20 protein-coding genes are annotated in these 24,423 nt (G+C 71.6%); 11 read left to right on the top strand and 9 right to left on the bottom strand.

The window, feature by feature from the left end; all coding sequences use genetic code 11:
* The first annotated feature begins 13 nt into the window (after nucleotides 1-13).
* The gene (locus KUF83_RS13690) at nucleotides 14-1,495 is read left to right on the top strand and encodes a cytochrome P450 (RefSeq protein ID WP_217454933.1); all 1,482 of its coding nucleotides are present in this window, start codon (nucleotides 14-16) and stop codon (nucleotides 1,493-1,495) included.
* Here KUF83_RS13690 and KUF83_RS13685 read toward each other — a convergent pair.
* The 4 genes from KUF83_RS13685 to KUF83_RS13670 all read right to left on the bottom strand — a co-directional run bounded on the left by KUF83_RS13685 (nucleotide 1,489) and on the right by KUF83_RS13670 (nucleotide 6,567).
* Entirely contained in the window at nucleotides 1,489-2,445 is a 957-nt protein-coding gene (locus KUF83_RS13685; RefSeq protein ID WP_217454932.1) for an RluA family pseudouridine synthase, read from the bottom strand. The genes KUF83_RS13690 and KUF83_RS13685 overlap by 7 nt on opposite strands.
* Nucleotides 2,446-2,516: 71 nt before the next feature.
* Nucleotides 2,517-4,055, bottom strand: a complete 1,539-nt coding sequence (locus KUF83_RS13680) for an amino acid permease (RefSeq protein ID WP_217454931.1) — start codon at nucleotides 4,053-4,055, stop codon at nucleotides 2,517-2,519.
* Nucleotides 4,056-4,581: 526 nt separating this feature from the next.
* Nucleotides 4,582-5,427, bottom strand: coding sequence for a siderophore-interacting protein (locus KUF83_RS13675; protein WP_217454930.1), 846 nt, complete (start codon nucleotides 5,425-5,427; stop codon nucleotides 4,582-4,584).
* A 192-nt stretch (nucleotides 5,428-5,619) separates the two neighbouring features.
* The gene (locus KUF83_RS13670) at nucleotides 5,620-6,567 is read right to left on the bottom strand and encodes a 5'-3' exonuclease (protein WP_254643809.1); all 948 of its coding nucleotides are present in this window, start codon (nucleotides 6,565-6,567) and stop codon (nucleotides 5,620-5,622) included.
* Between the two features lie 269 nt (nucleotides 6,568-6,836).
* On the opposite strand from KUF83_RS13670, the gene KUF83_RS13665 reads away from it, so the two are divergent.
* From KUF83_RS13665 to KUF83_RS13650, 4 genes are all read left to right on the top strand, one after another.
* Nucleotides 6,837-7,925 (top strand): glycine betaine/L-proline ABC transporter ATP-binding protein, encoded by a 1,089-nt coding sequence (locus KUF83_RS13665; protein WP_217454929.1) that lies wholly within the window; start codon nucleotides 6,837-6,839, stop codon nucleotides 7,923-7,925.
* Nucleotides 7,918-10,533: an ABC transporter permease/substrate binding protein gene (locus tag KUF83_RS13660; RefSeq protein WP_217454928.1), complete on the top strand. Its 2,616-nt coding sequence runs from the start codon at nucleotides 7,918-7,920 to the stop codon at nucleotides 10,531-10,533. The genes KUF83_RS13665 and KUF83_RS13660 overlap by 8 nt, the downstream gene beginning before the upstream one ends.
* A gap of 231 nt (nucleotides 10,534-10,764) precedes the next feature.
* Nucleotides 10,765-11,328 carry a helix-turn-helix domain-containing protein gene (locus KUF83_RS13655; protein WP_217454927.1) on the top strand — a complete coding sequence of 188 codons (564 nt, stop codon included), beginning with the start codon at nucleotides 10,765-10,767 and terminating at the stop codon, nucleotides 11,326-11,328.
* A gap of 40 nt (nucleotides 11,329-11,368) precedes the next feature.
* A complete protein-coding gene (locus KUF83_RS13650; RefSeq protein ID WP_217455039.1) occupies nucleotides 11,369-12,088 on the top strand; it encodes a helical backbone metal receptor in 720 nt (239 codons plus the stop codon).
* Here KUF83_RS13650 and KUF83_RS13645 read toward each other — a convergent pair.
* Entirely contained in the window at nucleotides 12,015-13,253 is a 1,239-nt protein-coding gene (locus KUF83_RS13645; protein WP_217454926.1) for a TDT family transporter, read from the bottom strand. The genes KUF83_RS13650 and KUF83_RS13645 overlap by 74 nt on opposite strands.
* 71 nt (nucleotides 13,254-13,324) lie before the next feature.
* Between KUF83_RS13645 and KUF83_RS13640 the strand changes: the two genes are divergently transcribed.
* Nucleotides 13,325-14,275 carry a LysR family transcriptional regulator gene (locus KUF83_RS13640; protein ID WP_217454925.1) on the top strand — a complete coding sequence of 317 codons (951 nt, stop codon included), beginning with the start codon at nucleotides 13,325-13,327 and terminating at the stop codon, nucleotides 14,273-14,275.
* Between the two features lie 180 nt (nucleotides 14,276-14,455).
* The gene (locus KUF83_RS13635) at nucleotides 14,456-15,424 is read left to right on the top strand and encodes a phosphotransferase family protein (RefSeq protein WP_217454924.1); all 969 of its coding nucleotides are present in this window, start codon (nucleotides 14,456-14,458) and stop codon (nucleotides 15,422-15,424) included.
* Here the strand turns inward: KUF83_RS13635 and KUF83_RS13630 are convergent.
* The 3 genes from KUF83_RS13630 to KUF83_RS13620 all read right to left on the bottom strand — a co-directional run bounded on the left by KUF83_RS13630 (nucleotide 15,393) and on the right by KUF83_RS13620 (nucleotide 18,422).
* Nucleotides 15,393-16,073, bottom strand: coding sequence for a gamma-glutamyl-gamma-aminobutyrate hydrolase family protein (locus KUF83_RS13630; protein WP_308402992.1), 681 nt, complete (start codon nucleotides 16,071-16,073; stop codon nucleotides 15,393-15,395). The genes KUF83_RS13635 and KUF83_RS13630 overlap by 32 nt on opposite strands.
* 20 nt (nucleotides 16,074-16,093) lie before the next feature.
* On the bottom strand, nucleotides 16,094-17,539 hold the full coding sequence (gene eat / locus KUF83_RS13625; RefSeq protein WP_217454923.1) for an ethanolamine permease: 1,446 nt from the start codon (nucleotides 17,537-17,539) through the stop codon (nucleotides 16,094-16,096).
* A 136-nt stretch (nucleotides 17,540-17,675) separates the two neighbouring features.
* Nucleotides 17,676-18,422: a FadR/GntR family transcriptional regulator gene (locus KUF83_RS13620; RefSeq protein ID WP_217454922.1), complete on the bottom strand. Its 747-nt coding sequence runs from the start codon at nucleotides 18,420-18,422 to the stop codon at nucleotides 17,676-17,678.
* Nucleotides 18,423-18,499: 77 nt separating this feature from the next.
* Between KUF83_RS13620 and KUF83_RS13615 the strand changes: the two genes are divergently transcribed.
* From KUF83_RS13615 to KUF83_RS13600, 4 genes are all read left to right on the top strand, one after another.
* Complete coding sequence (locus tag KUF83_RS13615) at nucleotides 18,500-19,864, top strand: glutamine synthetase family protein (protein ID WP_217454921.1); 1,365 nt, start codon at nucleotides 18,500-18,502, stop codon at nucleotides 19,862-19,864.
* Between the two features lie 11 nt (nucleotides 19,865-19,875).
* Entirely contained in the window at nucleotides 19,876-21,273 is a 1,398-nt protein-coding gene (locus tag KUF83_RS13610; protein WP_254643794.1) for an aldehyde dehydrogenase, read from the top strand.
* Nucleotides 21,270-22,061, top strand: a complete 792-nt coding sequence (locus KUF83_RS13605) for a 3-oxoacyl-ACP reductase (protein WP_217454920.1) — start codon at nucleotides 21,270-21,272, stop codon at nucleotides 22,059-22,061. The genes KUF83_RS13610 and KUF83_RS13605 overlap by 4 nt, the downstream gene beginning before the upstream one ends.
* A gap of 122 nt (nucleotides 22,062-22,183) precedes the next feature.
* Complete coding sequence (locus KUF83_RS13600) at nucleotides 22,184-23,134, top strand: DUF2510 domain-containing protein (RefSeq protein WP_217455036.1); 951 nt, start codon at nucleotides 22,184-22,186, stop codon at nucleotides 23,132-23,134.
* A gap of 45 nt (nucleotides 23,135-23,179) precedes the next feature.
* On the opposite strand, the gene KUF83_RS13595 is transcribed toward KUF83_RS13600, so the two are convergent.
* On the bottom strand, nucleotides 23,180-24,382 hold the full coding sequence (locus tag KUF83_RS13595; RefSeq protein WP_217454919.1) for an amino acid deaminase/aldolase: 1,203 nt from the start codon (nucleotides 24,380-24,382) through the stop codon (nucleotides 23,180-23,182).
* Nucleotides 24,383-24,423 lie beyond the last annotated feature (41 nt).

Genomic DNA, 24,423 nt, shown 5'->3' with positions numbered 1-24,423 from the left:
CGGAGCCACCACCGTGACGCCTGAATCCCACTCCCTGACCGGTATGGACGACCTCATGTCCGGCCCGCCGCCGGGCTGCCCCGCCCACGGCACGGGTCCCGGCGGACTGCGCCGCCTGTACGGACCCGAGGCGCAGGACCTGGGGGCCCTGTACGAGAAGCTCCGCGCGGAACACGGCGCCGTCGCGCCCGTGCTGCTCCACAACGACGTGCCCTTCTGGATGGTCCTCGGGCACGGCGAGAACCTCCACATGGTCAGCAACCCCTCGGTCTACACCCGCGACAGCCGCATCTGGACCGCCCTCATGGACGGCACGGCGGGCGCCGACCACCCGCTGATGCCCCACATCGCCTGGCAGCCCATCTGCTCCCACGCCGAGGGCGACGAACACCAGCGGCTGCGGGGCGCGGTGATGGGCGCCATGTCCACCATCAACACCCGTGACCTGCGCCGTCACATCAACCACTGGACGCAGGAACTGGTCAACCAGTTCTGCGAGCGGGGCACCGCCGACCTGGTCTCCCAGTACGCCGAGCACCTGCCCATGGCGGTGCTGTGCGAGATCCTCGGCATGCCCGAGGAGTACGACGACCGGATGGTGCAGACCACCCGCGACCTGCTCAAGGGCACCGAGACCGCCATCGCCAGCAACGAGTACGTCATGAGCGTGCTGATGCGGCTCACCGTGCGACGCCGGGCCGAACCGGCCAACGACTTCACCAGCCACCTCATCAACCACCCCGCCGGGCTCACCGACGAGGAGGTGGGCCAGCACCTGCGCCTCGTCCTGCTCGCCGCGTACGAGGCCACGGCGAACCTCCTCGCCAACGTGCTGCGGGTCGTCCTCACGGACCCAGGCTTCCGCGCCCAGCTCAACGGCGGCCAGATGACGGTGCCCCAGGCGGTGGAGCAGTCCCTGTGGGACGAGCCGCCGTTCAGCTCCGTCCTCGGCTACTTCGCCAAGCAGGACACGGAGTTGGGCGGACAGCGCATCCGCAAGGGCGACGGGCTGCTCTTCGGGATCGCGCCGGGCAACGTCGACCCGCACGTCCGCCCGGACCTCTCGGCGAACATGAAGGGCAACCGCTCGCACCTCGCCTTCGGCGGCGGTCCGCACGAGTGCCCCGGCCAGGACATCGGTCGTGCCATCGCCGACACCGGTGTCGACGCGCTCCTCAAGCGGCTTCCCGACGTCCAGCTCGGTGTCGACGAGGACGACTTGAAGTGGACCGCGTCCATCTCCTCGCGCCACCTGGTGGAACTGCCGGTCGTGTTCGACCCGGCTTCGCCGAAGGACGTCATGGAGCGCCCCGGGGTGAGCCAGCTGCCCCGGCCGCGACCGGACTGGGACCTCTCCGGGGACACCGCGGAGACCGCTCCGGCGCCGCGGCCCACGATCGACCAGCCGCTGGACCCGGCTCCCGAACCGGTCGTCGAACCGGGCCACCGGCTCGGCGCCTGGCAGCGCTTCGTGCGCTGGTGGCGCGGCTACTGAGCCTGCCCGCCGCCGGCCCAGTCGTCGTACGCGGACCACGCTCCCAGCGTCCGCGCGCTGCGGAACGCATGCCTGCGTCCCGTGACCGGATCGGTGAACTCCAGCGCCCGCGCCAGCAGTTGCAGCGGGCGCCGGAAGTCACCGGCCGGCACGGGGGCGGCGACCACCGGGTACAGCGGGTCACCGAGGACCGGCACGCCCAACGCGCTCATGTGCACCCGTAGTTGGTGCGTCTGCCCGGTGCGGGGGAGCAGCCGGTAGAGGGCCCGGCCGTCCCGGTGCTCCACCAGCTCGATCCGGCTCTCGGCGTTCGGCTCGCCCGGTACCTCTTGGGCGGCCAGGACTCCCCGCTCCTTCTCGATCCGGCTGCGGACGGTCCGGGGCAGGTCGATGTCTTTCGCGTACGGGGCGACCGCCGCGTACTCCTTGCGTACCAGCCGGTCGCGGAACAGTGACTGGTAGGCGCCGCGCTCCTCGGGCCGCACGGTGAACAGCACGAGCCCGGCGGTGAGCCGGTCGAGCCGGTGCGCGGCTCCGAGCGCCGGGACGTCCAGCTCCCGCCGCAGCCGCGCCAGAGCCGTTTCGGCGACGTGGCTGCCCCGGGGCGTCGTGGCGAGGAAGTGCGGTTTGTCGGCGACCACGATGTGCTCGTCGCGGTACACGACGTCCACGGGGAACGGCACCCGCTCCTCGTCGGGCAGTTCGCGGTGGAACCACACGAACATCCCCGGCACGAACGGCGATTCAGGGGTCACCGGCCGTCCGTCCGCCGCCACGACCTGCCCCGTGGCGAGCATCTCGTCGATCACCGGGGCCCGCCCCGCGAGCCGCTCCACCAGATGCTCCCGTACGGTGCTCCAGGCGCCGGCGGCGGGCAGGCGCAGCCGCACCGGATCCACCCCCTCGCGCTGGGGCAGGGGAGAGGGCGGGATCCGGGGTTTGCGTCTCACCTGGTCAAGCGTACGCAGGGGTGTCCCGGCGGGGCGGGCGGACGGTCCCTCGATCAGGCGTCTCCGTGCGGTCAGGTGGGGGCGGGCGCCTGCGACGCCGCGCCCCGGGCCCGGTACGCCCGGTACGCGCCGCCCAGGAGCAGGGTCGCCCCGAGGAAGAGCACCGTGAACCACTGGAAGTACCAGTGTCCGCCCGCCGGGTCGTACACCTCCGCCCGGGGCCAGGCCAGGTTGACGGTCATGAAGAGGCCGTACAGCAGGGCGAGCGCGTTGACGGGGACGCCCCAGCGGCCGAGGGAGAAGAGCGGGCGGCCCGTCTCGTCGGTGCCCTCGACGGTGAAGCCGCCGCGCAGGCGCTGCCACAGGAGGGGCCCGGTGACCATGGCGTACGCCAGGTACAGCATCACGATGCAGGTCGTACCGATGGCCAGGAAGGCTTCCGGCGAGGCGAAGTTGAGGAGCAGCAGGGCCGCCGCCGAGGCGCCGACGACGAGGGCCGGGGCGCTCGGCATGCCGGTGCGCGGGTTGACCTTCGCGAGCCGTCCGGAGAAGGGCAGTTGACCGTCGCGGGCCATGGAGAACAGCATTCGGCAGGCGGACGTCTGGATCGCGAGGGTCGCCACCGCGATGGCGATCACCACGTCGGCCAGCAGTGCCCGGCCCACGCCGTCGCCGAGGCTGCTGGTGAGCACGTAGCTCAGTCCCTCGACGCCGAGCCGGCCGTCGGTGAGGCTGGGCGCGGCGAGCAGACCGCCGAGGATGATGAGGCCGCCGAGCAGGCCCGCCGCGCCGAGCGCGGTGAGGATCGTGCGGGGCGCGGTGCGCCGGGGGTTGCGTGTCTCCTCGCTCATCTCGCCCGCGCTGTCGAAGCCGATCATCACGTACGCCGCCGTGAACGAACCCACCAGCAGGGCCCCGACCAGGCCCGACTGGGCGCTCGTCCCGGTGTGGAAGGTGATGCCGGGCGAGCGTTCGGAGTGGGTGAACAGGAGAACGACGATCAAGACCGCGCCGATGATCTCCGCGGTCACGCCGATGCGGTTGACGAGGGACATCACGCGGTTGTCGAGGACGTTCACGACGGTCGTCAGGACCAGCAGGAGCACGCCGAGGACCGCCGCGTTCGCCGCGCCGCTCGCCGACGTCGGCGCCGGGTCGTCGCCGATCAGCTGGAAGCCGGCCCAGATCGCGGGCATCACCACCTGCAGGGCGAGGGCCGCCGCGGCGACCACCACGATCTGCCCGATCACCATGATCCAGCCGGCGAACCAGCCGAAGGTGAGGCTGGAGAGCCGGGAGGACCACTGGTAGATGGCGCCGGAGATCGGATAGCGCGCCGCCAGCTCCGCGAAGCACGCGGCGACGAGCAACTGACCGACCAGCACGGCCGGCCAGGCCCAGAAGAAGACGGGGCCGCCGAACGCGTACCCGAAGGCGAAGAACTGGAAGACGGTCGTCAGCACGGAGATGAAGGAGAAGCCGGCGGCGAACGAGGCGTACCTGCCGAGGCTGCGGTGCAGCTCCTGGCGGTAGCCGAACTCCGCGAGGGATCGGTCGCCGGACGGCTCCGGCGGATCGGGGCGTACGTCGGGGGGAGCGGTGGTGGCCACGACGGCACCTGCCTTCGGCGCAGGGAGCGGGATCCTGGAGGCGACAGCTCATTCCTGTCGGGTGACAGAAATTAGGGAGAGCCTGTTTCGCCCGCGTGACGTGGCCATGTCCGCGCCGGGCCTAAGTCCTCACGCCCATGCGCTCTACGTCCTCACGCCCTTGCGCTCTACGTCCTCACGTCCATGCGCCCGGGCCGGGATCGCGGTGCGTCGTGTGTGTGGGGGATGTGCTTCGAAGGTCTCGCCGTGGTTCGGCTGCCTGATCCGCGCCGTCGAGGCGGGTGCCGTCCTCGGACCGGCCGGCTCGGGCGGGGCTCGTCGGCACTGACCGTCCTGGCGGGGCCGCGGGATTCGGCCGTGCGTGACGTTCAGTTGCGGCGACGCCCGGCCGCCGGGGTGCGCTCACCCGGGGCCGCGCCGCGGAAGGCCTGCGGTCGGCCGCGCCCCTGCGAGGGGCGCGGGGAACCGCACGACCGACCCGTGACCACCCGCGGACGGCAAGCCGGTCCCGGGGCGGGGCGTCGGATCAGGCGGCGGGCGGCGCAGCCTCCTGCTCCGCCTCGACCTGCGCGTTCCAGTCCCGCTTCGCGGCCTGCCACCCGTCCTCGTTGTGCCCGAGCCGCCAGTACCCGGAGATCGAGAGGTCCTCGCGCGGAATCTGACGCTCGACGCGGAGCAGCCTGCGCAGCTCCTTCACGAACCCGGCCTCGCCGTGCACGAACGCGTGCACCCGGCCCGCCGGGAACTCCAGCGCCCGTACGGCCTCCACCAGCGCCGCGCCGACCGGCCGGTCACCGCGATGCAGCCAGACGACCTCGACGTCCGAGTCGAACTTCTGCTCCTCCTCGGGGCCCGAGACCTCCAGGAAGACACGCACCTGCGCACCGTCGGGCATCGCCTCCAGCGTCGCCGCGATCGCGGGCAGCGCGCTCTCGTCACCGGCGAGCAGATGCCAGTCGGCCTCGGCATCGGGGGCGTACGCCCCGCCCGGCCCGAGGAACCGCACGAGCTCGCCCGCCTGCACGCGGGTGGCCCAGGGTCCCGCGAGTCCCTCGTCGCCGTGGATCACGAAGTCCAGGGTCAGCTCGCGCAGCTCCGGGTCCCAGGCGCGCACGGTGTACGTCCGCGTCACGGGCCACTGCTCGCGCGGGAACTCCTCGCGGATCCGGGTCATGTCGAAAGGCTCCGGATACGTCACGCCCGCGGCGCCGAACAGCAGCTTGACGTAATGGTCGGTGCTGGTGCCCGTCGTGAAATCGGCGAGACCCTCGCCCCCGACGACCACCCGCTGCATATGGGGGGTCAGCCGCTCCGTACGGACGACCCGCGCGGAATGGGGCCTGGGGGCCCTGCGTGCCGGACGCTCTGCCATGACGGCCTCCTGCATAAGTTCGCTTAGGCTTACCTAAGTTAGCATCTCCCCCCAGTTAACACCCCTGAGCCGCCGAGCCCAGGGTCTCCCCTGCGGTAACCCGAAAAATCGGGGATCACTCCTGAACCGCCGGGACACGTCGGGCAGGAACACGCGAAGGCACTGGGCGCCCCTGAAGTCCCAGTGTCCCCCTCAGGACCCCAGCGTGGACAGCAGCCGCGCCAGTGATCCACCGAGACCCCAGCGGGCCGCGAGCGCCTCCACGGCCGCCGGATCGCGCGGCGCGCGGGGCAGTGCCGTCCGCACGTCCGGCAGCGGCACGTCACCGGCCACCCGGACGACCTTCGGGGCGACGGAGACGTACGGACGCGACTCGTCGAGGCGCTTGCGCTGCGACGGCGTGAGCTTCGACTTCGGGTCGTCCACCGCCGCCATGATCCCGGCCAGGTCCCCGAACTCGGCCAGCAGCTTGGCGGCAGTCTTCTCACCGATGCCCGGCACCCCCGGCAGGCCGTCGCTCGGGTCACCGCGCAGCAGCGCCAGATCCACGTAACCCGCGCCGTCGACGCCGTACTTCTCACGCAGCCACGTCTCGTCCGTGACCTGCAGCATGCCGACACCCTTGAGGGGGTACAGCACGCGCACCTTCCGCTCGTCGTCGACCAGTTGGTACAGGTCGCGGTCGCCCGTGACGATGTCGACCGGGCCCGTGGCGCGGCCGGCGAACGTGCCGATCACGTCGTCCGCCTCGTACCCCTCGACGCCCACGCGTGCGATGCCCAGCGCGTCCAGGACCTCCTCGATGACCGGCACCTGCGGCGACAGGGTGTCCGGCACCTCTTCCTCGTCCGGTCCGACCTCGGTCTCCTCGGCCACCCGATGCGCCTTGTACGACGGAATCAGGTCGACCCGCCACTGCGGACGCCAGTCCGCGTCCATGCAGGCCACCAGATCGTCCGGCCGGTGGTCCTTCACCAGCCGGTCGATGAACTCGAGCAGGCCCCGCACGGCGTTCACCGGAGTGCCGTCCGGGGCCCGCACGGACTCCGGGACCCCGAAATAGGCCCGGAAGTACAGGGAGGCGGTGTCGAGGAGCATGGTTCGCCGGGGCTGCTGAGTCTGCTGCGTCACGCCCCGCATCATGCCGTACGCCACCGACAGTCACCGCCCGGCGCGGACAGTGGGCGAAAGAGGCTTCCACCACCGGCCCGGAGTAAACGTCCTGTGAACTGGGACACGGTCGGGTTTGCGCCAAGGGGTCGGGGGCAGGGGCGGACCCGGAGCGAACTCGGTCACGTTTTCAACCACACCTGACATGTGCGCGAACGGACTGGCGGGCGGAACCCGCGTCGCTCCACGGCCCGCCGGCGGGGGAGGCGGGCCGTCTTCGTTCGACCTGAGAGGTACTTGTGTCATCCAGGCTGCAGGCGGAACAGCTCTACAAGGTGTTCGGCAGACGACCCGGCGAAGCGGTCGAACGGCTGAGCGCAGGCGCCGACCGTGAGGAGCTGCGGGCCGAGGGCATCACCGCAGCGGTGATCGACGCCTCCTTCACGGTGGAACCGGGCGAGATCTTCGTCGTCATGGGCCTGTCCGGGTCCGGCAAGTCCACTCTGCTGCGCATGCTCAACGGACTCCTGGAGCCGACCGCGGGACGCGTGGTCTTCGACGGGCAGGACCTGACCGCGCTGAACGACCGCGAGATGCGCGAGGTCCGCTCGCGGAAGGTCAGCATGGTCTTCCAGCACTTCGCGCTCTTCCCGCACCGCAGCGTCCTGGAGAACGCGGCCTACGGCCTGGAGGTGCAGGGCGTACCGCGCGCCGAACGCCACGAGCGCGCCACCAAGGCCCTGGTGCTGGCCGGACTCGCCGGCTGGGAGAAGTCCTGGCCCGACGAACTGTCCGGCGGAATGCAGCAGCGTGTGGGCCTCGCCCGGGCGCTCGCCACCGACGCCGACCTGCTGCTGATGGACGAGTCGTTCAGCGCGCTCGACCCGCTGATCCGGCGTGACATGCAGGACCAGCTGATCGAGCTGCAGAAGAAGCTCAAGAAGACCATCGTCTTCATCACCCACGACCTCAACGAGGCCATGCGCCTCGGTGACCGCATCGCCGTCATGCGCGACGGCCGGATCGTCCAGATCGGCACCGCCGAGGACATCCTCGTCCGTCCCGCGAACGACTACGTCGCGTCCTTCACCCAGGACGTCGACCGCTCCCGGGTCCTCACCGCGTCCTCCGTCATGGACACGGAGCTGCGCGGCGACGAGGCGGACTGCGACTGCGAGACCGCGAGGCCCGACACGTCGTTCGGCGAACTGTGCGCCATCAGCGCACGGCTGACCCACCCCGTCGCCGTCGTCGACAAGACCGGCGAGCTGGTCGGAGTCGTGCCCCGGCGGCGGCTCGTGGGCTTCCTCGGCGACGAGCAGGGCGAACCCGCGCCCTGCGACTCCCCGCGCGGCAAGACCCTCGGGGCGGTGAAGACCGATGCCTAGGATCCCCTTCGGCGACTGGGTCAACGACACGGTCGACTGGCTGCTGAACCACATGGCGTGGCTCTTCGACTTCTTCAAGACCGTCTTCCTCGGCGCCTACGACGGCATCAACGCCGTCCTCCAGGCCCCCGAACCCCTCCTCCTCGCGGGCATCTTCGCGGTCGTCGCCTTCTGGCTGCGCGGCACCTCGGCCGGTCTCCTCACGTTCGTCGGATTCGCGTTCATCGACTCCCTCGAACTGTGGGAGAACGCGATGATCACCCTGTCGCTCGTCCTCGTGGCGACGATCATCGCGCTGGTCATATCCGTGCCCGTCGGCATCTGGGCGGCCCGCTCGGACCGGGTCAGCGGCATCGTGCGGCCCGTGCTCGACTTCATGCAGACGCTGCCGGCGATGATCTACCTGATCCCGGCGATCCTGTTCTTCGGCACCGGCGCCCCCGCGGGCATCGTGGCCACCCTGATCTTCGCCCTGGCGCCCGGCGTCCGCATGACCGAGCTGGGCATCCGCCAGGTCGACAAGGAACTGGTCGAGGCCGCCGACGCGTTCGGCACGACTCCCGGGAACATCCTGCTGCGCGTCCAGCTGCCGCTGGCCCTGCCCACCGTCATGGCGGGCGTCAACCAGGTCATCATGCTGGGTCTGTCCATGGCCGCCATCGCGGGCATGGTCGGCACCGGCGGCCTCGGCGGCGACGTGAACGAGGCCATCGGCCAGCTGAACGTCGGCCTCGGCTCCGAGGCGGGCGTCGCCATCGTCATCCTCGCCATCTACCTGGACCGCATGACCAGCGCGCTGGGCACCCAGGTCTCACCGCTCGGCCGCCGTACCGCCGCCAAGCTGAGCGCCGCGCAGGGCCTGAAGATCTGGTCCTACCGCCCCAGGCCCACCGTGGCCGTGGTCGGCGTCGTCGTGCTCGCGCTCGTCGCGGGCGGAATGGGCATCTTCGGCTCCGGCGACAGCGAGACCGCAGCGTCCGACGCGGACAACGTCGGCCAGGGCAAGAAGATCAGCATCGGCTACATCCCCTGGGACGAGGGCGTGGCCTCCACCTTCCTCTGGAAGGAGATCCTGGAGCAGCGGGGCTACGAGGTCGACGTCAAGCAGTTCGACGCGGGCCCGCTCTACACCTCCCTCGCGCAGGGCGACATCGACTTCCAGACCGACTCCTGGCTGCCCACCACGCACGAGCAGTACTGGAAGAAGTACGGCAAGCAGCTCGACGACCTGGGCTCCTGGTACGGCCCGACGTCGCTGGAGCTGAGCGTGCCCACCTACATGAAGGGCATCGACTCCCTGGACGACCTCAAGGGCAAGGCCGGCGAGTTCGACGGCAAGATCACCGGCATCGAGTCGAGCGCCGGAATGATGGGCCTGCTCAAGACCAAGGTCCTCAAGGAGTACGGGCTCGACAAGGAGTACGAGGTCGTCGACAGCTCCACGCCGGCGATGCTGGCCGAGCTGAAGCGCGCGTACGCCAAGAAGGAGCCGTTCGTCGGCACGCTCTGGTCGCCGCACTGGGCGTACAGCGAGTACAAGCTGAAGAAGCTCGACGACCCCAAGGGCGCCTGGGGCAAGGGCGACGGCGTGCACACGCTCTCCCGCAAGGGCTTCACCGAGGAGAACCCGGTCGTCGGCAAGTGGCTGAAGAGCTTCAAGATGACCGAGAAGCAGCTCACCAGCCTTGAGGCGGAGATCAACAAGGCGGGCAAGGGCGCGCAGCAGGAAGCCGTGCGCACCTGGCTCAAGAGCAACCCCGGTGTCGTCGACAAGCTGGCCCCGGTCGCGAGCTCCTCGTCCGGCACCCCCGCAGAGGCCAAGCGCCCGGTCGACGTCGCCTGGTTCCCCTGGGACGAGGACATCGCCGTCACCTACCTGTGGAAGGACGTCCTGGCCCGGCGCGGCTACAAGCTGAACCTCAAGCAGATGGACGTCGGCCCGGTCTACACGGGCCTGGCCACCGGCGACATCGACCTCAACTTCGACGCGTGGCTGCCCTACGCGCAGAAGAACTACTGGGACAAGCACAAGGACAACCTGCGCGACCTCGGCACCTGGTACGAGCCGACCTCCCTGGAGATCGCCGTGCCCTCGTACGTGAAGGACGTCAAGTCCCTCGCCGACCTCAAGGGCAAGGGCGACCTCTTCGACGGGAAGATCATCGGCATCGAGCCGGGCACAGGCGAGATGAACCTCGCCAAGACGAAGGTCCTGCCCGGCTACGGACTGGACAAGGAGTACGAGGTCGTCGACGGCTCCACGCCCGCGATGCTGGCCGAGCTGAAGCGCGCGTACGCCAAGAAGGAACCCGTCGCCGTCACGCTCTGGTCGCCGCACTGGGCCTACAGCGACTACAAGCTGACGAAGCTCGCCGACCCGAAGAAGACGTTCGGTGAGGGCAACACGATCCGGACCATCTCCAGCAAGAAGTTCCCCGAGCAGTATCCGCAGCTCACCAAGTGGATCAGGAACTTCAAGATGAGCGAGGACGAACTCGGCACCCTGGAGGCCGAGATCAAGGACCGCGGGCAGGGCCACGAGGAAGAGGCCGTCGCCGCGTGGCTCAAGGAGCACCCGGACATGGTGGAACGCATGACCGGGCAGTAGCCGCTTCGCGGTGGTCGGGGCATACCCGCGCGCGTGGGGGCCGGTTTCGCGACCGGCCCCCACGCGCGCGTTCTTTTCGGGGCGATGTGGCGGGCGCATGAAACGGTTTGCCGAACACCCGTAGGGTGCAGAGAACACATCAGGAACCCGCGAGGCATCGGCGCGTGGCACCGGGAACCGCGCCGCCGTCGCACCTCATGCACCGACGACGCACAGGGGGGAGCCGAAGCGATGGACGAAAGCAAAGAGACCCTTCGAGTGGGCGCGGCCGTCAGGCGGCGCCGCCGGGCGCTGGAGCTCACTCTTGCCGTCGTCGCCGAGCGCAGTGGTCTGTCGGTGCCGTTCCTCAGCCAGGTCGAGAACGAACGGGCCCGGCCCAGCACCCGTTCGCTGGAGCGCATGGCCGATGCCCTCGGCACGACCCGCGTGGAGCTGCTCGCGGCAGCCGACCCGGCGCGCAGTGTCGACGTGGTGCGCGCCGACGACTCCGAGTTCACCCACGAGCCCCGCGTGCGCCCCCTGGTGCGCGGTCACCACCAATTGCACGCCATGGAGTTCTCCGGTGACCAGGACGCCGGCCGTGAGTTCCAGCACCGCAACGACGAGTTGATGTACGTGGCCGACGGTGCCGTCGAGGTCGAGGCGGAGGGCCGCGCGTACCGCCTGGGACGGGGCGACACCCTGTACCTGACCGGCGGAGTGCGTCACCGGTGGCGGGCCACCGAGGAGGACACCCGTGTCCTCGTCGTCGCCGTCGCCGACCACGTCGAGGCGGTGGACCATCCCGGCCGGTGAGCGGCGTGCCGGGGGCCCGCGCCCGCACCCCGGCCCGGGCGTGAGAGTGGTGTCGCTGGTCCCGTCGCTCACCGAGGCCGTCGCGGTGTCGGCGCCGGGCGCCCTCGTCGGGGCGACCGACTGGTGCAGCCACCCCGCCGGACTCGACGTCGTACGCGTCGGCGGCACCAAGAACCCGGACGTGGAGCGGATCGCCGCGCTCGCTCCCGACCTCGTCGTGGCCAACGAGGAGGAGAACCGGCAGCCCGACCTGACCGCGCTGCGGGACGCGGGCCTGGAGGTGCTCGTCACCGAGGTACGGGACGTGCCGGGTGCCTTCCGTGAACTGGAGCGGGTGCTCGCGGCGTGCGGGGCGCGCGGGCGGCCGCGCTGGCTGGACGAGGCCGAGGAGGCCTGGCTCGACCCGCCGTCACCCGCGGTCCGGCTGCGTGCGGCCGTACCGGTCTGGCGGCGGCCCTGGATGGTGCTCGGACGGGACACCTTCGCGGGTGACGTGCTCGCGCGGATGGGCGTCGACAACGCCTACGCGGCACACGCCGAACGCTATCCGCGGGTGTCCGCCGACGAACTGCGCGCGGCGGACCTGGACCTGGTCGTGCTGCCCGACGAGCCGTACCGCTTCACCCGCGACGACGGGCCCGAGGAGTTTCCGGGGGTGCCCTGTGCCCTCGTCGACGGGCGCCATCTCACGTGGTACGGGCCGTCGTTGGCGCAGGCACCGGACGTGCTCGCGAGGGCGCTGCGAGCAGCCGTCCGCTGACCAGGCCGCGGACCGTGTGCGTGGCGGCCACGGCCCAGGCGGCGAGCAGCAGGGTGTAGAGGGCGACCGTGAGTCCGTCGTAGACCACGAGCCCCGTGTGCCGTGCGAGTCCCTCGGCGCCGGTCACACACGTGCCCACGGGGAAGGTGAACGCCCACCAGGTCATCGTGAAGCCCATGCCCCGGCGCCGGGCCCGCAGCACCATCGCGCCCGCCAGCGCGAGCCAGAACAGCGCGAAACCCATGACCGGCACGCCGTAGAGCACCGCCAGGACCGCGAAGCCCTGCTCGTACGGGGCGGGCACGACGCCGGGAGCGACGACGGCGAACTTGTCGACGGCCGTCGTGGACTGCCCCAGCGGACCCAGTACCAGGAACAGCGACGGGGTGAGTGCGAGCGGCAGGGGGCCACCCGTGAGGAGACGCGCGAAGATCATCGGCAGCGTCACCAGGGTGGCCAGCAGGCTGAGGCCGAACATCGCCAGGCAGGCGAGAAGCAGGGTCTCGCGGGGCTGGCCGGCCGGCAGATGCGGCACGAGCAGCGGGCCGAGCGCGGCGGAGACCATCGGGGCGACCAGGGGGAGCAGCCAGACGGGGGTGACCTGGGAGGGGTCCACGCGATGGCGTACGACCATCAGGTACGGGACCGCCACGGCCGCTGTCAGGGCGATGAGGGTGCCGGTCGTGAACAGGACGGCGTCCAGGGCGACCGCCGCCGGTGTGCCGATCCAGTCCCGGCCGACCGTGAGGGCGCCGCCGCCGACGGCGAGCAGGGCCATCGCGAGGCAGCCGTAGAACGGGGCCGTCGCGGGGTCCAGGAGGTGGGCCCTCGCCTGGTCCCGGTGGTGGGTCCAGTGCGCGGCCCTGGCCACGAGCAGGGCGGTCAGCAGGGCCAGGGAGAGCGCCCAGAACGCCGTGCAGAGGGTCCGCAGGCCCGGGATGCCGATCGGGAGGCCGGCGCCCGCCGTGGCCACGATCGCGGTGCCCATGACGGTGGCGTACCAGTTGGGGCCGAGGTGGCGGACGGCCCGGGCCCGGGGGTGAGGGCTCCGGCCGATACGCGTGCCCGAGTGACCGGAGTGATCCGAGTGACCGAAGCGGTCGACGCGGTCGGTGTGGTCGGCGTGACCTGTGGGTGTGGGGAGGGGGCGGGCGGCGGTGACCATGACTTCACGGTGCCTGCCGGGCGGGGGCCTCACCAGGGAGTACGGGTCTATGGGGGGCATAAGGTGGGCTTATGAGTCGGGATGGCGGGGCGGGCGACCAGGGAGTTCGTGGAGCGGGGGCGGGCCCGGGCGGCGGGCTGGCGCACCGGGTGCCCGACCTGGGCGCGCTGGAGCTGCTGCTCGCCGTGGCGCGGCTCGGGAGTCTGGGGCGGGCGGCCCGGGAAGTCGGGATCACGCAGCCGGCCGCCAGCAGCCGGATCCGCTCCATGGAACGGCAGTTGGGCGTCGCCCTGGTGGACCGGTCGCCCAGGGGGTCGCGACTCACCGACGCGGGCGCGCTGGTGACGGACTGGGCCCGGCGGGTGGTGGAGGCGGCGGAGGCGTTCGACGCGGGCGCGCAGGCGTTGCGGGACCGGCGGGACTCCCGGCTGCGGGTCGCCGCGAGCATGACGATCGCCGAGTACCTGTTGCCCGGGTGGCTGATCGCGTTGCGGGCGCAGCGGCCGGACACGGCGGTGTCGCTGCTGGCAGGCAACTCGACGGTGGTCGCCGAGCGGGTGATCGGGGGTGAGGCGGACCTCGGTTTCGTGGAGGGGGTGTCCGTGGCGGGCGGGCTCGACTCGGTCGTGATCGGGCACGACCGGTTGATGGTGGTCACCGCGCCCGGGCATCCGTGGGCGCGCAGGCGGAAGGCGCTCGGGGCCGAGGAGCTCGCGGCGACGCCGTTGATCCTGCGGGAGAAGGGGTCGGGTACCCGGCAGGTGCTGGACGAGGCGCTCGGCGGGCTGGCCCGCCCGCTGATCGAGCTGTCCTCGACGACGGCGGTCAAGGCGTCCGTCGCGTCCGGGGCGGGGCCCGCGGTGCTGAGCGAGCTGGCGCTCGGCGAGGAGCTGTCCGCCCGGCGGCTCGTCTCGATTCCCGTGGACGGCGTCCGGCTGAGCCGCGACCTGCGGGCCGTCTGGCCGGCGGGGCACCGACCGACGGGACCCGCACGGGACCTGCTGACACTGACTCGCTCGTAGGCGCGGCCGGGGGCTGTCCGTACCGCGCCCATCGCCTGCCGAACCCGGAACCCACAACCCGGAACCCGGAACCCACAACCCGGAACCCGGAACCCGGAACCCACAACCCGGAACCCGTGAGCCGCGAGCCCTGGAAATTACGGTGGCGCCGAGTCCCGCTCCCGGCCCACCATGCGGGGCATGACTCCAACCGCTCCGCCGGCCGCAGGCGTCCGTACGCCGTGGGAGGAACTCCCCGAGGCGGTGCGCCGGGCCGTCGCGGACGTGCTCGGCGCACCCGTCGTCGAGGCCGTCACCCAGACCGGCGGCTTCTCGCCGGGAGCGGCGGCCCGGGTCAGGACCGCCGAAGGGCGGCGGGGGTTCGTCAAGGCGGTGACCGGCGCGGTGAATCCGCACAGCGCTCCCATGCACCGGCGGGAGGCGAGGAACACCGCCGCACTGCCCGCGGACGTGCCCGCACCGCGACTCCTCGGGACCTACGACGACGGGACCTGGGTGGCGCTCGTCTTCGAGGACGTCGAGGGGCGCCAGCCGCATGTGCCGTGGAACGAGAGCGAGTTGGAGCTGGTGCTCGACGCCGTGACGGAGCTGAGCCGCGCGCTCACCCCGTCACCGGTGGCTGTTCCCCCGGTCTCCGAACGTCTCGCGGGCGCCTTCCTCGGCTGGCGGAAGATGCTCGACGCCGGTGACGAGGGGGAGGGCCTGGACCCCTGGATCGTACGGAACCTGTCCGCGCTCGCCGAACTGGCGTCGCCCTGGAGGGAGTTCGCCTCGGGTGACACCCTCGCCCACGGCGACCTCCGCGCGGACAACATCCTTCTCACGGACTCCGCCGCCCGGCGCGTCCTGTTCGTCGACTGGCCCCACGCCCAGCTCGCCGCCCCGTGGTTCGACCTCCTGGGGATGCTGCCGTGCGTCCGCGCGCAGGGCGGCCCGGATCCCGAAGAGACGTTCACCGCCCACCCGTTGGGCCGGGAGGCGGACCCGGACGGTGTCACGTCCGTCCTCGCCGCCCTCGCGGGCTACTTCGTGCACCAGTCGCGGCAGCCGGCGCCACCGGGCCTGCCGACCCTCAGGGCCTTCCAGGGAGCCCAGGGCGAGGCCGCCGTCGACTGGCTCAGGAAGCGGCTCGGACCAGCCCTGACATGACGCGCGGGTCCTCGCCCATCTCGGGATGCCACTGGACGCCCAGGACGAAGCCGGCGTCGGGAAGCTCGATGGCCTCCACGGTGCCGTCCCCCGCGAACGCCGAGGCGAAGAGCCCGGTGCCGAGGCGGTCCACGGCCTGGTGGTGGTAGGTCGGCACGGACTCCTCCTCCGGCACCAGCGCGGCGTACAGGGACCCGGGCACCGGCTTCACCGCATGCCGGTCGAAGACCCCCACGGCCCTGGTGTGCCCGTCGATGTGCTGGACGAGCGTCCCGCCGAGCGCGACGTTCAGGAGCTGCATCCCGCGGCAGACACCGAGGAGCGGGGTGCCGCGGGTCAGCGCGGCATCGATCAGCGCGAGTTCCCAGGTGTCCCGCCGACGTGCCTCGGGGCCCGTCCGGGGGTCGCGCTCGGCGTCGTACCGCGACGGATCCACGTCGGGGCCGCCCGCGATCACGAGCCCGTCGAGGCGGGCGACGGCCGCCGCGGCGAACGAGGGATCGTCCGGCGGCAGCATCGCGGCGAGCCCGCCCGAGGCCTGCACCAGCCGGGGATACCCGGCAGGCAGCAGCGCCGCCTCCAGCTCCCACACGCCCCAGCGCGCGGAATCCAGATACGTGCTGACTCCGATCAGCGGCCTGCCGCCCACCCTGTTCTCCTTCTGCCGGTTCAGTTGCGTTCCAACTCTGCCTCGGCCGCGGCGAGCGCGGCGAACTCCTCCTCCGGTGCCTTCGCCACCAGGTGCTTGCGGCTGTAGAGACCGAAGTAGGCGAGCGCGACCACGTACACCAGGAGCGCGATGACCGCCGCCGTCACGTCCACCAGGAACGTCGCCACCAGCGCGGAGCAGGCCAGGACCAGCGCCACCGAGGAGGTCAGCACACCGCCGGGCGTACGGTAGGGCCGCTCCAGATCCGGCTCGCGGCGGCGCAGCACGATGTGGGACAGCGACATGAGCGCGTACGAGATGGTGGCGCCGAACACCGCGATGTTCAGCATGCGGGCGCCGTCGCCCGTCGCCGCGGCCAGCGAGAAGCCGATCGCGCCCGGTACCAGCAGACCCAGGTACGGGGCCTTGCGGCCGCTCGTCAGGGACAGGAAGCGGGGCAGGTAGCCGGCCCGGGAGAGGGCGAAGAGCTGGCGCGAGCCCGCGTAGATCAGCGAGAAGAACGAGGCCACCAGGCCCGCGAGGCCCGCGTAGTTGACGACGCGGCTCAGCGCGGTCGCCTCGCCGTCCGGCTGGAGGGCCTCGACGAGCGGGTTGCCGGCCTCCTGGATCGCGGCCGAGCCGCGCGCCCCGGCGGCGGCGAAGAAGGTCAGCAGGGCCAGGACGATCAGGATGCCCATCGACCAGCGGATCGCCCTCGGCAGCGAACGGGCCGGGTCCTTCGTCTCCTCGGCCGCCAGCGGTACGCCCTCGACCCCGAGGAAGAACCACATGCCGAACGGGAAGGCGGCCCAGATGCCGAGCAGGCCCATGGGAAGCCACGAACTGGAGCCGAAGGCGCTCGGATCCACCGCGATGTCGTCGAGCCGCGAGGCGTCGAAGTCCGGGAACGCGCCGACCGCGAACACCAGCAGCGCCACCACCGCGATCCCGGTGACGACGAAGCTGAAGCGCAGCGCCTCGCCGACCCCCCACAGGTGGATGCCGATGAAGATCACGAAGCAGGCCAGGTACACGGGCCACCCGGAGGTGAGACCGAACAGGCCCAGCGACTCGACGTAGTCGCCGATGAAGATGGCGATGGCGGCGGGCGCGAGGACGTACTCGATGAGGATCGCCGTGCCGGTCAGGAAGCCGCCCCAGGGGCCGAGCGCCCGGCGCGCGAAGCCGTAGCCGCCGCCCGCCGTCGGTAGGACGGAGGAGAGCTCGGCGAGCGCGAAGACCATGCACGTGTACATCAGGCCCATGAGGACCATGGCGATCGCGAGGCCGCCGAAGCCGCCCTCGGCGAGGCCGAAGTTCCAGCCCGAGTAGTCGCCGGAGACGACGTACGCGACGCCGAGACCGGTCAGCAGCACCCATCCGGCGCTGCCTCTGCGCAGGGTTCTGCGCTCCAGATAGTCGTCCGCCTCTCCGGCGGCACGAGGCTTGGTGGAATCCACGGACATGGACGGCTCCCCACGGGGCGGCGATACGCAATGGAACGGATCCATACCTTTGCGGGCTGCGTGGCCAGAAAGCAACACCTGTGCGCTACGTGACCGTTAAACGGTCCTCACAGCGGCCGCCCGACAGGGGGCGGTGTCACGTGAGGAAGCCGCGCAGCAGGGCGGCCGTGCCCGCGCAGTGCTCGCGCATCATCTCCCGCGCCCCGTCCGCGTCACCGTCGAGCACCGCCTCCACCAGGGCGGCGTGCTGGCGCTGCGAGTGCTCCAGGTTCCGCACGAGCAGCGGGATGCAGTCCAGGAGGTCGTTGACGGACGCCCGTACGCCCGCGTACTGGGCGCTCAGCGTCGGTGAACCGCACAGCTCGGTGAGCGTGAGGTGCAGCATGGTGTCGAGGCGCCGGTAGTCGGCGAGCGGGGCCTCGCGCGTGCGCGTGAGGGCGTCCCGCAGTCGTGTGGCCTGCTCGTCGTCCAGCCCGTGCTGGGCGCACAGCCCGGCCGCACCCACCTCCAGCACCTCCCGGAAGCGGAGCACGTCCTCGACGTCGACCGCCCCGATGCGCCGGCGCAGCTCGTCCTCGCCGGGCGTCACGGTCCGCGGCAGCACGAACGTGCCCCCGTACCGGCCGCGCCGTGCCTCGACCAGGCCCTGGTCCTGGAGGACCTTCAGCACCTCGCGCAGTGTCACCCGGCTGATGCCCAGGCGGTCGGCCAGCTCCCGCTCCGACGGCAGCCGCTCGCCGCCCGGCACCAGGCCGAGCCGCACGACCTGGAGGATCTGCTCCAGGGCCTCCTCGAAGCCGTTGCCCGCCCGCACCGGACGCAGCACCGGCGTCAGGCGGTCGTCGACCTGCGGAGCCTGTCGGTCCGCGTTCGTCTGCGACATCTGGCCGTACCCCCTTCCCAAGCAATGGTTCTCCGCAATACCTTATGGCTCTCGGCTGACCCAAGGAGGCCTTTCCCGTGGCAGACCGCACACCATCCCTCAGTGTCGAAGAACTGCACACCCTCGTCGCGAGCGGCGAGATCGACACGGTCGTCCTGGCGTTCCCCGACATGCAGGGGCGGCTCCAGGGCAAGCGGTTCGCCGCGCGCTTCTTCCTCGACGAGGTCCTCGACCACGGTACGGAGGGCTGCAACTACCTCCTCGCGGTCGACACCGACATGAACACCGTCGACGGCTACGAGATGTCGTCCTGGGAGCGCGGCTACGGCGACTTCGCCATGCATCCGGACCTGAGCACCCTGCGCCGCGTCCCCTGGAACGCGGGGACGGCGATGCTCGTCGCCGACCTCGCCTGGAACAACGGCTCGCCCGTCGTCGCCGCGCCCCGCCAGATCCTCCGCCGCCAGCTGGAGCGGCTCGCCGAGCACGGCTTCACCGCCCAGGTGGGGACCGAGCTGGAGTTCATCGTCTTCAAGGACACCTACGAGCAGGCCTGGGACGCCAACTACCGGGGCCTGACACCGGCGAACCAGTACAACATCGACTACTCGGTGCTCGGCACCGGCCGCATCGAGCCCCTGCTGCGCCGCATCCGCAACGAGATGACCCGGGCGGGCCTGACCGTCGAGTCCGCCAAGGGCGAGTGCAATCCCGGCCAGCACGAGATCGTCTTCAAGTACGACGAGGCCCTGGTCACCTGCGACCAGCACGCCGTCTACAAGACGGGCGCCAAGGAGATCGCCGCCCAGGAGGGCGTCTCGCTCACCTTCATGGCGAAGTACAACGAGCGCGAGGGCAACTCCTGCCACATCCATCTCTCGCTCACCGACGCCGACGGCGCCAACGTGATGGCGGGTGACGGCGAGGGCGGAATGTCGCAGGTCATGCGGCACTTCCTCGCCGGACAGCTCGTCGCGCTCCGCGACTTCTCCCTGCTGTACGCGCCCAACATCAACTCCTACAAGCGGTTCCAGCAGGGCTCGTTCGCGCCGACGGCCGTGGCCTGGGGGTACGACAACCGCACCTGCGCGCTGCGCGTGGTCGGCCACGGGCGCTCGATGCGGTTCGAGAACCGGCTGCCCGGTGGGGACGTCAACCCGCACCTGGCCGTCGCCGGCCTGGTCGCGGCCGGCCTGTACGGCATCGAGCACAAGCTGGAGCTGCCGGAGGCGTGCACGGGCAACGCCTACACCGCGGGGTACGAACACGTGCCGACCACCCTGCGCGAGGCCGCCGAGCTCTGGGAGAACAGTCCCGTCGCCAAGGCCGCCTTCGGTGACGAGGTCGTCGCCCACTACCGCAACATGGCGCGCGTCGAACTGGACGCCTTCGACGCCGCGGTGACCGACTGGGAGCTCCGCCGCTCCTTCGAACGCATGTGAAAGGTCCTCCGTTGTCGCACACGCCCTCCCCGTCCGGAGAACACGAGCTGCTGGTGCTCGATCCGGCCACCGAAGAAGTCGTCGCCACCGTCCGCGGCGCCGACGCGGCGGACGTCGACGCGGCCGTCGCACGGGCCACGAAGGCCCAGGTCCGCTGGGCCGCCCTCGCACCCGGCGAGCGGGCCCGGCTGCTGCGCCGGTTCGCCGTCGTCGTCGACGAACACCTCGAAGAGCTGGCCCAGCTGGAGGTCCGCGAAGCGGGACACGTCGTCGGCAACGCCCGCTGGGAGGCGGGCAACGTCCGGGACCTCCTCGACTACGCGGCCGGGGGAGTGGAGCGGCTCACCGGGCGCCAGATCCCGGTGCCGGGCGGCCTCGACGTGACGATCCTCGAACCGCTGGGCGTCGTCGGGGTCATCGCGCCCTGGAACTTCCCGATGCCGATCGCGGCATGGGGCACGGCTCCGGCGCTCGCCGCGGGCAACGCGGTGATCCTCAAGCCCGCCGAGACGACCCCGCTGACCGCCCTTCGGCTGGCCGAGCTCGGCCTCGCGGCGGGCCTGCCGGAACACCTCTTCCAGGTGCTCCCCGGGGCGGGCGCGGTCACCGGCAACGCGCTGGTCGAACACCCCGGAGTCGCGAAGATCGTCTTCACGGGTTCGACGACCGTGGGCAAACAGGTGCTCGCCAAGGGCTCGGCGCTCCTCAAGCGCGTCACCCTCGAACTCGGCGGCAAGAGCCCCAACATCGTCTTCGCCGACGCCGACATCGAGGCCGCCGCCGCGTCCGCCCCCATGTCGTTCCTCGACAACTCCGGCCAGGACTGCTGCGCCCGCACCCGCATCCTCGTCCAGCGCTCGGCGTACGACCGCTTCCTCGAACTCCTCGCCCCCGCGATCGAGTCCGTCGTCGTCGGCGACCCGGCCGACGAGAAGACCACCATGGGCCCGCTGATCTCGGCGGCCCAGCGGGACCGCGTACGGTCGTACGTCACCGACGACCTGGCCGGAATCCGGGGCACCGCCCCCGAAGGCCCCGGATTCTGGTTCCCGCCCACCGTCCTGACCGGAATCGAGCCCCACGCGCGCGTGGCCGTCGAGGAGGTCTTCGGGCCGGTCGCCGTGGTCCTCCCCTTCGAGGACGAGGCCGACGCCGTCCGCCTCGCCAACGCCACGGACTACGGCCTGGCCGGCTCCATCTGGACACGCGACGTGGGCCGCGCCCTGCGCGTGTCGAGCGCCGTCCGCGCCGGGAACCTGTCCGTCAACTCGCACGCCGGGGTCCGCTACTGGACCCCCTTCGGCGGCTTCAAGCAGTCGGGCATCGGCCGTGAGCTCGGCCCCGACGCCCTGACCGCCTTCACCGAGACCAAGAACGTCTTCATCAGTACGGAGGGCCCCGCACAGTGACCGAATCGACCGACGCCATCGTCTGCCGCCGCCTGGTCGGCCGTACCGCTGTCATCACGGGTGCCGGGAGCGGCATCGGCCTCGCCACCGCCCGCCGGCTCGCCTCCGAGGGCGCCCATGTCGTCTTCGGTGACGTCGACGAGACCCGGGGCAAGGCCGCCGCCGACGAACTCGGCGGGATCTTCGTCAAGGTCGACGTCACCGACGCCGAACAGGTCGAGGCGCTCTTCAGGGCCGCGAACGACACGTACGGATCCGTCGACATCGCCTTCAACAACGCGGGCATCTCCCCGCCCGACGACGACTCGATCCTGGAGACCGGCCTGGAGGCGTGGAAGCGCGTCCAGGAGGTCAACCTCACCTCGGTGTTCCTGTGCTGCAAGGCCGCGATCCCCTACATGCGGCGACAGGGCAGGGGGTCGATCATCAACACCGCCTCGTTCGTGGCCCGGATGGGCGCCGCGACCTCCCAGATCTCGTACACCGCGTCCAAGGGCGGCGTCCTCGCCATGTCCCGAGAGCTGGGCGTGCAGTTCGCCCGCGAAGGGATCCGGGTCAACGCCCTGTGCCCCGGGCCGGTCAACACCCCCCTGCTCCAGGAGCTGTTCGCCAAGGACCCCGAGCGGGCCGCGCGCCGTCTCGTGCACATCCCGCTCGGGCGGTTCGCGGAGGCCGACGAGATCGCCGCTGCCGTCGCCTTCCTCGCGAGCGACGACTCGTCGTTCGTGAACGCCACGGACTTCCTGGTGGACGGGGGGATCTCGGGCGCGTACGTCACGCCCCAGTAACCCCCAGCAGGCAGCAGGCGACCCCGCACCGGGACCGCACGCCGGCACACGGTCCCGCGCCCCCTCGGGGCGCGGGTACCGCACCGGTGTTCGTCGAAGCCCCCTAGAGTGCCTGGATGAGCATGACGCCTCCGCCCGGCTGGTACCGGGACCCCTCGGGCCCGCACGTGGAGCGCTGGTGGGACGGGACCGCCTGGACCGAGCACCGGCGTACTCCCGAGGTGCCGCAACCCCAACCGCCGCAGGGACAGCCGCAGTTCGCGCCGATGGCGCAGACGGTGGTGACAGCGCCCGGCGGCGGCTCCGGGCGGGCGAGGACGATCGCCCTCACCACCGCCGGGGCCGTCCTCGTCGCCGCCATCGTCACGGGCGCCGTGATCCTGAACGGGGACGACGGCGACCCCGAGGCACGGACCGCGCCGACGCCCACGGCATCCGCGCCGACGAGCGGGCCGCCCTCACCCTCTCCCTCGGAGTCCACCTCGGAACCCTCCGCCGACGACCCCGCCGTCGTCGTGGACGAGCTCAACGGCATCACCCTGCCGCTGCTCGACGGATGGGCCAGACCCGAGAACGTCACCGACACGGACGTCGTGATGACCACACCGGGAACGTACGACTGCCCGGGCGACGACGGCCTCTGCCGCCACGGCACCGTCATCTCGCGCACGGTGACCGCGAACGACGAGAAGTCCCCCGAGGCCCTCGCCAAGGACGACATATCCGAAGCGGCCGACCGGGCGTTCGACCGCAACAAGGTCGACGAGCGCCCGTACCACGGCATCACGTCCCACCGGCTCGTCGAGCAGGGGCCGGTCGCGGTCGCGGGGCGCACCGGCTACTTCGTGCGCTGGCGCGTCAGGACCGAGGCGGGGCCCGGAGGGTACGTCCAGTCGACGGCGTTCCCGTCCAGCGTCGGCTCGGAGTCGCTGGTCATGGTGCGGTACGTCTTCGACGCGGGCGAGGAGGGGCCGCCGCTCGCCGACATGGACCGGATCACCAAGGGGATCCGGCCGGTCGGGGACGAGGGCACGGGTGGCGGAGTGGGCAGCAGCATCGGGCCCACCCGATAGCGCGACCGCCCCCGGCCCCCGCTCCGCTCGTCGCCTGTCGCGCCGCTAGAGGAACGTGTGGCCCTCGCCGCGATACGTCGGCACGGTCGCCGTCACCGTGTCGCCCTCGACGAGGTGCAGCACGGCGAACCGCTCGCACAGCTCTCCGGCCTTCGCGTGCCGGAACCACACCTTGTCGCCGATCAGCAGGTCGTCGGCGGGCGAGCCGAGCAGCGGCGTCTGCACCTCTCCGGCACCCTCCTGGGCGTCGTACCGCAGGCCCTCGGGAAGGTACGGCACGGGCAGCCGGTCGGGGCCCGGGGCGCCCGACGCCGGATAGCCGCCGCCGAGGACGGTCACGACACCGACCCCGGGCCGGCGCACGACGGGCTGCGCGAAGAGCGCGGCCGGACGCCCGCTGAACGACGTGTAGTTGTCGAAGAGACGCGGCACGTACAGCCCCGACCCGGCCGCGATCTCGGTCACCGAGTCCTCGGCCGCGGTGTGCTGGACACTGCCCGTGCCGCCCCCGTTGACGAACTCCAGGTCCGGCGCGACGGCGCGAACGGCCCGCACGACGTCCGCCCGGCGCTGCGCCAGCTCCTTGCGGGCCGTGGCCTGCATCAGCCTGATCGCACGCGAGCGCAGCGGGCGCCCCCGCAGGGCGTCGCCCACACCGGCGATGTGCCCCTCGTACGCCATGATCCCGACGAGCCGGAAACCGGGCCGGCGGGCCACCGCACGGGCCATCTCGGCGACCTGGGCCGCGGAGTGCAGGGGCGAACGACGGGCACCGACCCGCACCCGGCCGCCGAGCATCCTGAGCGCGGTGTCCAACTCCAGGCAGACGCGCACCACTTCGCGGCCGCCGTCCCGGGCGTCGTCGATGAGCTTCAGCTGCGCCGGGTCGTCGACCATGACGGTCACGGCGGCGGCGAGCTTGGGATCGCCCGCGAGCTCCGCGTACGCCGTCCGGTCGGCGGACGGATAGGCGAGCAGTACGTCGTCGAAGCCGGAGCGGGCCAGCCACAGCGACTCGGCGAGCGTGAACGACATGATCCCCGCGAAGCCCTCCCGGGCCAGCACGCGTTCGAGCAGGTTCCGGCAGCGCACGGACTTGCTCGCGACGCGTACGGGCTTGCCCGCAGCCCTCCGGACGAGATCGTCCGCGTTGGCGTCGAATGCCTCCAGGTCCACGATCGCGACGGGTGCGTCTAGGTGAGCGGTGGCCCGGTCGTAGCGGGCCCGGTCTGCGGCGCGGGCAGTCATGGGCGAAGCCTGCCAGACCTGATTACCGCAGGGTAGGGGGA

Source organism: Streptomyces sp. BV286 (assembly GCF_019090165.1).
Lineage (GTDB): Bacteria > Actinomycetota > Actinomycetes > Streptomycetales > Streptomycetaceae > Streptomyces.
The sequence above is the reverse complement of the archived record's forward strand: the minus strand, read 5'-3'. Positions and strand labels throughout refer to the sequence as shown.